The organism is Rhodoplanes sp. P11 (assembly GCF_964266735.1).
GTDB lineage: Bacteria > Pseudomonadota > Alphaproteobacteria > Rhizobiales > Xanthobacteraceae > Rhodoplanes > Rhodoplanes serenus.
This window is the reverse complement of the sequence record NZ_CAXWGY010000021.1, coordinates 146393-157784: the sequence shown is the minus strand read 5'-3', so window position 1 is coordinate 157784 and position 11392 is coordinate 146393. Positions and strand designations below refer to the sequence as shown.

The window sequence follows — 11392 nt, the reverse complement described above, 5'->3', positions numbered from 1 at the left end:
GGTGCGCTTGCGTCATGCGCATGTTCATGCTGATGTGATCACGTCTTCGGTGCCTCTCGTCGAGAGGTGAAACGGGAACGCGGTCCAGCGACGGCTCGCCTTGCGAGCATGTCCCCCAAGCCGCGGCTGCCCCCGCAACTGTGGACGGACCGTCGCCGATCGGAAGCCACTGGGCGCGCGCCCGGGAAGGTGATCGGCGGCCAGGGTCCGTGAGCCAGGAGACCGGCCGGAGACGCTGGTCCATTCCGTTCGACGGCGGGTCGAAAGGGGAGAGTCATGATCATCGCACGCTGACCGAATCCGATCGATGGCGCAATGGCCGCGTCGTCGCGATCGGCTTTGGTCGCGATCGGCTTCGCTCGAACCATCCTCGTCTGAACCGCCGTCATGGGTGACGCGATCGTGCGACGCTCGTCGCCGCGATCGCCCGAACGTGCCGGTGCGACGGCGCCTCGATCGCCGTCGTGCGCCGCGTTGCGCGAGAGTCGCGATGGAACCAAAGGACACCACCAGCAACGACGCCTACAAGGGCTTCACCAACACGGCCTGTCCGTTCCTGCCGTGCCATGCCGGCGTGCGCGGCGCCTTCAACTGCCTGTTCTGCTACTGCCCGCTGATCGCCTATCACTGTCCCGGGCCCTATGTGGTGTTCACCGACCGCAACGGGGTGCGCCGCAAGGACTGCTCGGCCTGCACGCTGCCGCACAACGGCTATCGCGGTGCGTGGGCCTTCATCCAGAAATGGCTGGAGCGGCCGGTCGTGTGGGATGGCGGCGTCCAGACGCGGCGCTTCCGGTTGCCCCGCCGTCCGGCCGGCGCTCGCACGGCGCGGCGAATCGTGATCGAAGAGCGGCCGGCAGGGACAAGCGATCGATGAGCGACCTGATCTTCCTCACCGGCCCGGTGCGCAGTGGCAAGAGCCGCCGGGCCGTCGACATCGCGACGCGCTGGGGGGACGATGTCGTTTACGTCGCCACCTATCGACGCGATCCGGACGACGCCGAGATGGCCGAGCGGGTGCGCCGCCACCAGGCCGAGCGGCCGGCGTGGCGCACCCTGGAGGCGCCGCCGACGGTGTCGGAGGCGCTGGCGGCGCTCGATCCGCCGCCCTCCGGGGTCGTCCTCGACAGCCTCGGCCTGTGGCTCGGTGACCGCTTCGAAGGCAGCGACGCGGCCATCCTGGATGGCTGGAGCGACGAGCTGGCCCGCTTCCGCGCGGCGCCGTGGCCCGTGGTGGTGATCGGCGACGAGATCGGCTGGAGCCCGGTGCCGGCCGACGCGGCGTTGCGACGCTTCCGCGATCTCGCCGGCTTCCTGGGGCAGCGCACCGCGGCGGCCGCCACCGAGGCGTGGCTGATGGTGGCGGGCTGCCCGCTGCGGCTCAAATAATCAGTTCCGCCCGGAACCGATGTCGTCCGCGTCCGGCCTGGCGACGGCTTGCAGGAGGCGGCCGTGCGGGGTTTCGAGCCGCATGAAGTCGACCCCGAAGGCGCGGTCGAGGCGGCGGTCGTGGAACAGGTCGGCGGCCGTGCCAGCCGCGGCCAGGCGACCGCCGGCGAGCAGCACCACCCGGTCGAAGGCGCGGAAGGCGAGATCGAGATCGTGCATGGCGACGATGCACAGCCGGTCGCGGCCGCGGCGGGCGAGTCCGTCGACCACGCCGATCCGGTGACGGACGTCGAGACTGGCGCCGGGCTCGTCGGCGATCAGCACCGGCGGATCGACCGCGAGCACCATGGCGAGCAGCACGCGGGCGCGCTCGCCGCCCGACAGCGCCGACCACCGGCGCTGCGCCAGAGGGCCGAGGCCGTGCGTCGCCAGCACCGCTGCCACCCCATCCGGTGACGCCGTGCCGCCGCGCTCGACGCCGAGGCGGACGAGATCGGCGACCCGCAGGTCCCAATGCGGCGCGAAGTGCTGGGGCAGGAAGCCGATGGTCGCGGCCCGCTCGGCCGCCGGCAGCGCCGCGACCGGCCGGTCGCCGAGCCGCACCGTGCCGTGGTCCGGCGTCAGCAGGCCGGCGAGCGCCCGCAGCAGGGTCGACTTGCCGGCGCCGTTGGGGCCGATCAGCGCGACGCTGCCGGTGGCCGGCAGGCTCAGGGTGATGTCGGACAGGATGGTCGTGCCGCCGCGCCGGACCCCGAGGCCCTGCGCCGAGAGGCCGATCGTGATCGCCGCGCTCCGGTGCGTCATGGGCGGAGCTGCCGGGCGAGGAGCACGATGAAGAACGGCCCGCCGGCGACCGCGGTGACGAGGCCGAGCGGAATCTCGGCGGGCGGCAGGACCGAGCGGGCGAGGGCGTCCGCCGCCGTCACCAGGATGGCGCCTACCAGGGCTGCGGCCGGCAGCAGCGCGCGGTGCAGCGGCCCGACCAGCCAGCGCGCCACATGGGGCGCCGCGAGCCCCACGAAGGCGACGAGCCCGCCGAAGGCCACCGCCAGCGCCACCACGGCGGCACCGACCAGCACGGCGCGATCGACGAAGCCGCGGACATCCTGGCCGAAGCCGGCCGCCATGGTGTCGCCGAGGCCGAGCAGGTCGAGCCCGCGGGCGAGTCGCAGGGTGGCGGCGAGACCCGCGAGGGTCGCGAGCGCGAGACCCGCGAGGGACGGCCAGCGCGGCGTCTGTACGCCGCCGAGGCTCCAGCTCAGCACCACCTGGAGGTTCACGGTATCGTCCGACAGCGCCAGCATCAGGAACGAGCGCAGCGCCCCGAGCACCGCCGCGACCGCGACGCCTGCGAGCAGCAGCCCGGCGGCATCGACGGTGCCGGCGAGGCGGGCGATCGCCATCACCACGAAGGTCGCCCCCCAGGCGCCGAGGAAGGCCAGCATGGCGAGCAGCGGTGCCTGCGGCAGGCCGAGCGGCACCAGGAGCGCGACGCTGGCGCCGAGTGCGGCGCCGCCGGCGGAGCCGAGCAGGTAGGGCTCGGCGAGCGGATTGCGGAACACGCCCTGGAACACCGCGCCGCCGAGCCCGAGCAGGGCGCCGACGCAGGCCGCCGCCAGCACCCGCGGCAGCCGCCAGTCGATCAGCAGCCGGCTGCGCAGGTCGTCGTGCCCGGTCGCCGCGCGCAGGAGATCGGCGGGGCCGGCCCAGTCGTGGCCGGCCGCGACGGCGAGCCCGAGGCCGGCCGCGAGTCCGGCGAGCAGCGCCAGCCAGGGCCGTCGCGGCGCGCTCATCGGGCGTCCTCGCGGTCGCAGCCGGGGTGCAGCAGGCCGGCGAGCCGCTCGATGCCGTCGACGGTACGCGGTCCCGGGATCAGGACCTCGGCGCGCGGCACCGCGACGGCGCGGCCCGCCGTGACGGCCCGCAGGTCGCGCCAGCCGGGTTGCCGTGTCAGCTCCGACAGATCCTCGGGGCGGCCGGCGAGCAGCAGCACGTCGGGGTCGGCACGTAGCACCGCCTCGGGCGACACCTGAGCGAGCGACAGGCCCTCGTCGAGGGCGAGCCGTCCGCCGGCCGCCACGATGGCGTCCGCCGTGTAGGTCCGCGGCCGCGCCACCAGCACGAGGCCGTTGCCGACCCGCCCGGTGATCATCACGACGCGCGGCCTTACGCGCGCCGCGACCCGTCCGGCGACCGCCGCCACCCGAGCTTCGAGCCGCGCCGCGACCGCCTCGCCCCGCTCCGCCACGCCGGCGGCGCGTCCGACCAGCCGGATGTTCGCCATCACCTCGGCGACGGTGCGATGGGTGAGCACCAGCACCGGCACGCCGATCCGCTCCATCGGGTCGACGAGCTGGTGCGCCGCCTGGCGGGCCGGCGTCACCACCACGAGGTCGGGCCGCTGCGCCACGACCGCATCCACCGAGACGCCGAGGCGGCCGCCGACCAGTGGCCGGTCCAGCACCTCGGGCGGATGGCGCGTGTACGCCTCGATGCCGACGACACGATCGGCGAGGCCGAGCGCCGCGACGATCTCGGTGTTGGAGGCGAAGATCGGCACGATGCGCATGGCTGGCCGTGGCAGCACCACGGTGCGATCGAGCGCGTCGACGAGCACGATCGGCTCGGCCGCGGCCGCAGCTCCCGCAAGGCCGAGCATGCCGGCGACGAGCGCCGGCAGTGCCGTCCGGGCGAGCCGGCGTCCGCTTCTCATCAGAACTGCGCCCGCAGCCCGACCAGCATCTCGCGGCCCGGCATCGAGGTGCCGCAGCCGCCGTTCTGGAAGCGCGGATCGGCCAGGCAGGGCACCTGATCGAGCGCCAGGAAGATCGGGTGGGCGTTGACGTCGAACAGGTTGTTGATGGTGGCGAACAGCTTGACCTGCTCGGTCAAGGCGATCTCGCCGCGCAGGTTCCACACCCAGTACGGGTCCTTGCGGTACACCGTGGTGTTGCGCACCTGGCCGGGGATCAGCAGATACTCCTCGGAGGCGTACCACATCGGTCCGTGCAGCACGCCGGCGACCTGGATGGACCAGTCGCGCCAGGCTCCCCCGTTCTGGCCGAAGCGGGTGCCGATCGCCGCCTGGTACTGGTACATGCGGGTGGCGCGGTCGGTGCCGGCGGCGGCCGGCGCCCCCTCGTCGCGCATGTCGAAGTTGTAGGCGCCGTTGGCCCAGAGGGTCCATCGCCACGGCCCCGCCGGCCGTGCCAGCACGGCCAGCATGTCGGCATTGGCTTGCATCTCGACTCCGCGCACCACGATGTCGGCCGGATTGTTGACGTAGTCGGAGGTGTTCGGCACGCCGGTCCGGGCTCGGGTGACGATGCGGTCGCTGATCAGGTTCTGGAACAGCGCGACATCGATCCGCCAGGCCGATCCGCTGAAGGTGGTGCCGACCTCGATCTGTTGCGCGGTCTCCGGTTGCAGACCGGCATTGCCGAAGATGCGGCCGCCCCCCACCGCGGTGAAGTCGGCGGCGAGCTCCGAGGCGGTCGGCGCGCGGAACCCGGTCGAGGCGCCGAGCCGCCACGACCACCCGTCCAGCATCGCCCAGGTGGCGCCGGCCGACCAGGTGGTCGCCGCGTAGGACTGGCTGCCGGTGCGCTGCCGCGCCAGATTGGGGGTCGGGTCGAAGCTCGTCTCGCCCTGGGTCCGCCGCACGCCGCCGCGCACCGTCACGCGGTCGTCGATGAGCGTCTGGGCATCCTCCGCATAGAAGGCATATACGGCTTCGGTCTGGTTGGCGTCGTAGGGCGCCACCTGTCCCTGCGAGGCGATCGGGCTGCCCGGCATGTAGACCCGCGTGCGATCGGAGCGCAGCCAGCTCGTCTCGCCGTCGAGGCCGAGCAGCAGCTCGTTGCCGGTCCATGGCTTGAAGCGCGGCTGCACGCGGGTGCCGACGATGTCGAGGGTGCGTTCGTTGCGGTCCGACAGGGTGCCGGCGACCGGCCGGTTGCCGCTGGCGATGACCGGCGAGGCCCATTTGAACACGTCGACGTCGGTCACCGCATAGGTCTGCACCATCAGGCTCGCCCAGCCGTCCGGGATCTTGCCGTCGTAGACGAGGTCGACCGAGCGGTTGAAGCGGTCGTCGCGCGAGTAGATGTTGGCGGTCGAGCCGCGAAAGCCGGCGTCGTAGACGCCGTCGGTGCGCACGGCGAGATCGATGCGCTGGTTGGGATCGATCTGGAGCCCGAAGGCGGCGCTGGCGCCGCCGCGCGTCCATGCGGTGTTCAGCGCCTTGGTGCCGCCGCCGACCGTGACATTGTCGCTCTTGCCGCCCGAGACGCCGACATACCAGTCGTAGGCGTCGCGCACACCGCCGCTCTGCGCCTTGCCGCGGAGCTGGCCGAACGAGCCGGCGCTGGTTTCCACCACGGTGCCGGGCGCGGTGCGGCCCGTCTTCATGATGAGGTTGATCACGCCGCCGATGTTCTGGCTCCCGTAGATCACCGAGGCGGGGCCGCGCACCACCTCGATGCGCTCGACGTCGGCGGCCGACAGCTTGGAGAGATTGGCGGTGCCGGCGCGGCGGCCGTTGATCAGCACCAGCACCTGGCCCTTGAAGTCGCGGCCCTGGCCGTCGCTGGCGGCGCCGCGGATGTTGATCGAGGTCTGCGCCGGCGACCAGTCGCTGAAGAAGCCGACGGCGTTCTCGGCCAGCAGCTCGGTGACCGAGCGGGCCGACGAGTGCCGGATGCGCTCCTGGTCGATCACCTGAACGGTCTCCGGAATGCGGCTGCGCGGCTCCGGCCGCCCGGTCGCGGTGACCACCAACTCGTCGAGGGTGACGGACTGGGCGGCGGCGGCGTCGGCCAGGACGGCGGCGCCGATCGCGACCGCGGCAAGGCGAGTGGTGGCGATGCGGGGGGGCGTCATGCCAGCCTCCACACCAGCACGGCGGCCGCCTTGGCGACCTCGAGGCGGCTGCCGCGCGCGTCGTGCCGGCACTGGGCGACGAGATGGGCGCGCAGCGCCCGTCGGCGCGGATCGTGCGGCGCCCAGGCGAGCCGCTCGGCGAGATGCTCGGCGAGCGATTCGATGCCGCCGACCGGCAGCACGAAGGTCCACGGCGTGATGACGACGGCGTCGGGCTGCTGCGCCGGATCGAGCCGCGACAGCACGACGTCGACGCCGGGGCGCTCGTCCTCGCCGTGCCATTCGGGCGGCAGGCAGCCCGACAGGCAGGTGCCGCGCGGCCCGTGCTGAGCCGGCACGATCCACACCACATGGCGTCGTGCCCAGCTCCGGCAGCGGTCCAGGAACGCGGCCGGGGCCTGGAACGGGGCCGACGTGTTGGCGGCCAGCACGGTATCGTGGGACTTCGCCGCGAGGGACGCGCTCTCCCAGCCGTGCGGCACGACGCGCGGCCGAGCATCGCCGAGCCCCGCGAGGCGCGACCGCATGGCGGCGGCGGGCTCGACCGCGGTCCACGCCGCGCCGGGCCGGCGCAGCGCGCGGCCGAGCTGGCCGGCACCGGCGCCGATGTCGAGAAGATCGCCGATTTCCGGCACCATCCGCTGCACCAGCGGGACGATGCGCGACACGTAGTCGGACGCATCAATGCCGACCGCATAGAGCACGAGCGGATCGATCGTCGGCGGCCGCGGTGGGCTGTCGGGACACGGGGGAGTGGTGCCGGGCGACGTCGTGGGCAGACGTGCGCCGGCGATCCCGCGCGCGGCGGGACGCATGAAGGGAATGAGCACCGGAGGGTCCTCGCGGTGAGCGTGGCACGTCACCGCGACGGGCGACCGTCCGCGCTGGCTGCACGTCCGGCTCGTCCACCCCCGGCACACCCCGACCGGCGGTTCCGCGTGTGACCACGGCTGACGGCAGGTCTCCTGGCTCGCGGGTCGTCGTCCTCCGTCGCCTTCCCGGGTGCGAGATCCCAGTGGCGTGATGACGGAGGACTCGCCGCTCACAGTTGCGGGGGCAGCCACGGGGTTCGGCCGGACGGCCGTCACCGTGTTCCCTTTTGATCCCGTGAGGGAACCGTCGCGGCGAGGGTAGGGAGGCGGCCACGGGATTGTCAATCGCGGCGACGCCCGCGAGCACACGGCGCGTTGGACGGCTCTGGTCCCGGCATCATCGCACCGGCGAATCTGGTCGCATGTCGATTGACGGTCGCGGCCGGCCGCCCGTATCACTCGGCGCGCGCGGTCGTGCGGCTCCGTCGGACCACGAATCGCGATCGCGGCGGCGCGCCGGCGCCGCCAGACGAGGATCTCGCCATGCCGACCGCCGTATCGAGCCTGCCTGTGCCGGAGGTCCCCGTGGCAACGTCGCGCTGGCTCGCCATCGTGGGCATCGGCGAGGACGGCCTCGACAGCCTGACGGCGGCGGCCCGCACCCTGATCTCGACCGCGGAGCTGGTGGTCGGCGGCGAGCGCCATCTGGCGCTGGCGCGCGACCTCGTGCGCGGCCGCACGCTCGCCTGGCCGCGACCGCTGACGGCGGCGTTCCCCGAGATCGCGGCGCATCGCGGCCGCCCCGTCGTCGTCCTGGCGACCGGCGATCCCTTCAACTACGGCGTCGGCCGCCAGCTCGCCGCGGTCGTGCCGCCGGACGAGATTCTGAGCCTGCCGCAGCCGTCCTCGTTCAGCCTGGCGGCGTCGCGGCTGTGCTGGTCGCTGCCCGATCTGACGGCCGTGACGCTGCATGGCCGGCCGCTGGAGAGCATCGTCCGCCATCTCCAGCCGGGCGCCCGCATTCTGGCGCTGTCGTGGGACCAGACGACGCCCGAGAAGCTCGCGGCGCTGCTGGTCGCACGGCGGATGGGCGACAGCCGGATCAGCGTGCTGGAGGCGCTCGGCGGCCCGCGCGAACGGGTGCGCCACACGACCGCCGAGAGCTTCGATCTCGTCGGCATCGATCCGCTCAACCTGATCGGCCTCGACGTGGTGGCGGCGCCGGACGCCGCCGTGGTGCCGCTGGCGCCGGGGCTGGACGATGCCCTGTTCGAGCACGACGGCCAGCTCACCAAGCGCGATATCCGCGCCGTCACGCTGGCGGCGCTGGCGCCGCGCCAGGGCGAGCTTCTGTGGGACGTCGGGCTCGGCGCCGGCTCGGTCGCCATCGAGTGGCTGTTGCGGCATCCGGCCATGCGGGCGGTCGGCATCGAGGCGCGGCCCGACCGCGCCGCCCGGGCGGCCCGCAACGCGGCGTTTCTCGGCACCCCGGATCTGCACATCGTCGAGGGGCAGGCGCCGGCGGCGCTCGCCGACCTGCCGGCCCCCGATGCGGTGTTCGTCGGCGGCGGCTTCTCGGACGAGGGCGTGTTCGAGGCGGTGTGGACGGCGCTGAAGCCGGGCGGCCGGCTGGTGGTCAACGCGGTGGCGCTGGAGACCGAGGCGCGGCTGTTCGCTCTGCATGCAAAGCATGGCGGCGAGCTGGTGCGCGTTCAGATCGCCCGCGCCGAGCCGGTGGGCACCATGACGGGCTGGCGGTCGGCCATGCCGGTCACCCAGTGGCGGGCGGTGAAGCCGTGATGGTGGCCGGCGTCGGATTCCGCCGCGGCGCCACCGCCGCCGACATCGTCGCCGCCGTCGCGGCTGCTCGCGCCGTCTTCGGCGGCGCGGCGGCCGCCCCGATCGCCGCGCTGGCCACCGCAGACTTCAAGGCGGAGGAGGCGGGCTTTCGCGAAGCGGCAGCGCGTCTCGGCGTGCCGCCGATCGCTTGCGCGATCACCGATCTCGCCGCGGTCGCCGACCAGACACTCACCCGCTCGGCGCGGGTCGCGGCGGCGGTCGGCGTGCCGTCGGTCGCCGAGGCGGCCGCGCTGGTCGCGGCCGGGCCGGGCGCTCGGCTCGCCGGCCCGCGCGTCGCCCACGGCAACGCCACCTGCGCGCTCGCCGTCGGAAGGAACACATGAGGGGGCGTGAGCCATGACGGTGCATTTCATCGGCGCCGGACCCGGCGCCCCGGATCTGATCACGGTGCGGGGCCGCGATCTGTTGGCACGCTGCCCGGTGTGCCTCTACGCCGGCTCGCTGGTGCCGGCCGCGCTGCTCGACCACTGCCCGCCGGGCGCCCGCATCGTCGACACCGCGCCGCTGTCGCTCGACGAGATCGCGGCGGAGTTTTCGCGGGCCACCGCGGCGGGTCACGATGTGGCACGCCTCCACTCCGGTGACCTGTCGATCTGGAGCGCCCTCGGCGAGCAGCTGCGCCGGCTCGACCGGCTCGGCATTCCCTACACGATCACGCCCGGCGTGCCGTCCTTCGCGGCGGCGGCGGCGGCGCTCGGCCGCGAGCTGACGCTGCCCGAGGTGGCGCAGTCGGTGGTGCTGACCCGCACCTCGGGGCGCGCCTCGGCGATGCCGGAGGGCGAAAGCCTCGCGGCATTCGCGGCGACGCGGGCGACCCTCGCCATCCACCTGTCGATCCATGTGCTCGACCAGCTCGTCGCCGAGCTGACGCCGCATTACGGCGCCGACTGCCCGGCCGCCATCGTGTACCGGGCGAGCTGGCCGGAGCAGCGCATCGTCCGCGGCACGCTCGCCACCATCGCGGCGCTCGCCCGCGAGGCCCCGATGGAGCGCACCGCGCTGATCCTGGTCGGCGCCGCGCTCGCGGCCGACGATTTTCGCGACAGCGCGCTCTACGACCCGGGCTATCAGCGTCGCTTCCGCGGGCGCGGCGAATGAGCACGCCGGGCTTCGTCGTCGCGGCGCCCGCCTCGGGCAGCGGCAAGACCACGGTGACGCTCGGCCTCCTGCGCGCGCTGGCCCGGCGCGGCGCCACGGTGCAGCCCTACAAGTGCGGCCCCGACTATATCGACCCGGCGCATCACGCCGCCGCCGCCGGGCGGCCGAGCTTCAATCTCGATACCTTCGCGATGGATCGCGTGCTGCTGGCCGATCTCGTTGCGGCGGGTGCCGGCGCCGACGTCGCGGTGGCCGAGGGCGTGATGGGGCTGTTCGACGGCGCCGGGCACGCCGGCCGCAGCGGGCGGGGCGCCACCGCCGAGGTGGCGGCGCTCACCGGCTGGCCGGTGGTGCTGGTGCTCGATGTCGTCGGCCAGGCCGAGACGGCGGCGGCGGTCGCGCTCGGCTGCGCCCGCTACCGCAGCGACGTGACGGTCGCCGGCGTCATCCTCAACCGCGTCGCCGGCGAGCGGCACCGCGACCTGATCGCGCCGGCACTCGCGGCCATCGGGCTGCCTGTGGTCGGCACCCTCGGCCGCGATGCGCGCTTGACGCTGCCGGAACGCCATCTCGGTCTCGTCCAGGCGGCCGAGACCGCGGATCTCGACGCCCGTCTCGACCGCATCGCCGACGCGGTCGCGGCCGACGTCGATCTCGACGCCCTGATGCGTCTCGCCCGGCCCGCCGCCGTGCTCGGCGGCGAGAGCGAGACGGCGGCGCCGCGCTTTCGGCCACCGCGCTTGCAGGCTCCTGGGCAGCGGATCGCGGTGGCGCAGGATGCCGCCTTCTCGTTCCTGTATCCGCATCTCGTGCGCGCCTGGCGGGCCGCCGGCGCCGACATCGTGCCGTTCTCGCCGCTCGCCGACGAGGCGCCCGATGCGGCGGCCGACGTGGTGTGGCTGCCGGGCGGCTATCCGGAGCTGCATGCCGGCCGGCTCGCGGCGGCCGAGCGGTTCCTGACTGGGCTGCGGGCCGCGGCGGCGCGCGGCGTGCCGGTCCACGGCGAGTGCGGTGGCTTCATGGTGCTCGGGGCCGGGCTCGTCGACGCCGCCGGCACCCGCCACGCCATGGCGGGCCTGCTCGGGCTCGAAACCTCGTTCGCGGCGCGCAAGCTGCATCTCGGCTATCGCCGCGCCCGCCTGCGCGACGCCTGCGTGCTGGGGCCGGCAGGGGCCGTGCTGTGGGGCCACGAGTTCCACTATTCCGTCACGCTGGCGTGCCCGGACGCGCCGCTCGCCGACTGCACCGACGCCGGCGGCCGCGCCGTGCCGGAGAGCGGCGCCCGCCGCGGCTCCGTCACCGGGTCGTTCTTCCATCTGATCGACGGCGCCCCGGGCTAGGTAGGGGACTCA

Annotated in this window: 11 protein-coding genes and 2 riboswitches; of the genes, 6 read left to right on the top strand and 5 right to left on the bottom strand. The window is 74.0% G+C overall.

Features of this window, described 5'->3' with window-relative positions; translation table 11 throughout:
* Window positions 1–30: 30 nt before the first annotated feature.
* Window positions 31–246, top strand: a riboswitch (cobalamin riboswitch).
* Window positions 247–490: 244 nt separating this feature from the next.
* Window positions 491–877 (top strand): cysteine-rich small domain-containing protein, encoded by a 387-nt coding sequence (locus tag ACFQUV_RS23535; protein ID WP_129608773.1) that lies wholly within the window; start codon window positions 491–493, stop codon window positions 875–877.
* Window positions 874–1389 (top strand): bifunctional adenosylcobinamide kinase/adenosylcobinamide-phosphate guanylyltransferase, encoded by a 516-nt coding sequence (locus ACFQUV_RS23530; protein WP_111388225.1) that lies wholly within the window; start codon window positions 874–876, stop codon window positions 1387–1389. The genes ACFQUV_RS23535 and ACFQUV_RS23530 overlap by 4 nt, the downstream gene beginning before the upstream one ends.
* On the opposite strand, the gene ACFQUV_RS23525 is transcribed toward ACFQUV_RS23530, so the two are convergent.
* The 5 genes from ACFQUV_RS23525 to ACFQUV_RS23505 are packed head-to-tail and all read right to left on the bottom strand — an operon-like array spanning window position 1390 to window position 6974.
* Window positions 1390–2193 carry an ABC transporter ATP-binding protein gene (locus tag ACFQUV_RS23525; RefSeq protein ID WP_129608772.1) on the bottom strand — a complete coding sequence of 268 codons (804 nt, stop codon included), beginning with the start codon at window positions 2191–2193 and terminating at the stop codon, window positions 1390–1392.
* A complete protein-coding gene (locus tag ACFQUV_RS23520) occupies window positions 2190–3182 on the bottom strand; it encodes an iron ABC transporter permease (protein ID WP_129608771.1) in 993 nt (330 codons plus the stop codon). The genes ACFQUV_RS23525 and ACFQUV_RS23520 overlap by 4 nt, the downstream gene beginning before the upstream one ends.
* Window positions 3179–4102 (bottom strand): ABC transporter substrate-binding protein, encoded by a 924-nt coding sequence (locus ACFQUV_RS23515; RefSeq protein ID WP_129608770.1) that lies wholly within the window; start codon window positions 4100–4102, stop codon window positions 3179–3181. Before ACFQUV_RS23515 ends, ACFQUV_RS23520 begins: the two co-directional genes overlap by 4 nt.
* Entirely contained in the window at window positions 4102–6270 is a 2169-nt protein-coding gene (locus tag ACFQUV_RS23510) for a TonB-dependent receptor (protein ID WP_129608769.1), read from the bottom strand. The genes ACFQUV_RS23515 and ACFQUV_RS23510 overlap by 1 nt, the downstream gene beginning before the upstream one ends.
* A complete protein-coding gene (locus tag ACFQUV_RS23505; protein ID WP_129608768.1) occupies window positions 6267–6974 on the bottom strand; it encodes a bifunctional 2-polyprenyl-6-hydroxyphenol methylase/3-demethylubiquinol 3-O-methyltransferase UbiG in 708 nt (235 codons plus the stop codon). The genes ACFQUV_RS23510 and ACFQUV_RS23505 overlap by 4 nt, the downstream gene beginning before the upstream one ends.
* Window positions 6975–7207: 233 nt before the next feature.
* Window positions 7208–7406: riboswitch (cobalamin riboswitch) on the bottom strand.
* Window positions 7407–7625: 219 nt separating this feature from the next.
* Here ACFQUV_RS23505 and cbiE point away from each other — a divergent pair.
* From cbiE to ACFQUV_RS23485, 4 genes are read left to right on the top strand one after another with little or no spacing between them, the layout of a single operon-like run.
* A complete protein-coding gene (gene cbiE, locus ACFQUV_RS23500) occupies window positions 7626–8882 on the top strand; it encodes a precorrin-6y C5,15-methyltransferase (decarboxylating) subunit CbiE (protein ID WP_129608767.1) in 1257 nt (418 codons plus the stop codon).
* A complete protein-coding gene (locus ACFQUV_RS23495) occupies window positions 8882–9265 on the top strand; it encodes a cobalamin biosynthesis protein (protein ID WP_129608766.1) in 384 nt (127 codons plus the stop codon). The genes cbiE and ACFQUV_RS23495 overlap by 1 nt, the downstream gene beginning before the upstream one ends.
* 13 nt (window positions 9266–9278) lie before the next feature.
* Window positions 9279–10040, top strand: a complete 762-nt coding sequence (cobM, locus tag ACFQUV_RS23490) for a precorrin-4 C(11)-methyltransferase (RefSeq protein WP_129608765.1) — start codon at window positions 9279–9281, stop codon at window positions 10038–10040.
* Window positions 10037–11380, top strand: coding sequence for a cobyrinate a,c-diamide synthase (locus tag ACFQUV_RS23485; protein WP_129608764.1), 1344 nt, complete (start codon window positions 10037–10039; stop codon window positions 11378–11380). The genes cobM and ACFQUV_RS23485 overlap by 4 nt, the downstream gene beginning before the upstream one ends.
* The last annotated feature ends 12 nt before the right edge of the window (window positions 11381–11392 follow it).

What these genes read in the sequence shown, in the direction of transcription:
- ACFQUV_RS23520 (WP_129608771.1), bottom strand. Translation starts at nt 3,182, where the DNA reads ATGAGCGCGCCGCGACGGCCCTGGCTGGCGCTGCTCGCCGGACTCGCG.
- ACFQUV_RS23525 (WP_129608772.1), bottom strand. Translation starts at nt 2,193, where the DNA reads ATGACGCACCGGAGCGCGGCGATCACGATCGGCCTCTCGGCGCAGGGC.
- ACFQUV_RS23530 (WP_111388225.1), top strand. Translation starts at nt 874, where the DNA reads ATGAGCGACCTGATCTTCCTCACCGGCCCGGTGCGCAGTGGCAAGAGC.
- cobM (WP_129608765.1), top strand. Translation starts at nt 9,279, where the DNA reads ATGACGGTGCATTTCATCGGCGCCGGACCCGGCGCCCCGGATCTGATC.
- ACFQUV_RS23535 (WP_129608773.1), top strand. Translation starts at nt 491, where the DNA reads ATGGAACCAAAGGACACCACCAGCAACGACGCCTACAAGGGCTTCACC.
- ACFQUV_RS23510 (WP_129608769.1), bottom strand. Translation starts at nt 6,270, where the DNA reads ATGACGCCCCCCCGCATCGCCACCACTCGCCTTGCCGCGGTCGCGATC.
- ACFQUV_RS23515 (WP_129608770.1), bottom strand. Translation starts at nt 4,102, where the DNA reads ATGAGAAGCGGACGCCGGCTCGCCCGGACGGCACTGCCGGCGCTCGTC.
- ACFQUV_RS23495 (WP_129608766.1), top strand. Translation starts at nt 8,882, where the DNA reads ATGGTGGCCGGCGTCGGATTCCGCCGCGGCGCCACCGCCGCCGACATC.
- ACFQUV_RS23485 (WP_129608764.1), top strand. Translation starts at nt 10,037, where the DNA reads ATGAGCACGCCGGGCTTCGTCGTCGCGGCGCCCGCCTCGGGCAGCGGC.
- cbiE (WP_129608767.1), top strand. Translation starts at nt 7,626, where the DNA reads ATGCCGACCGCCGTATCGAGCCTGCCTGTGCCGGAGGTCCCCGTGGCA.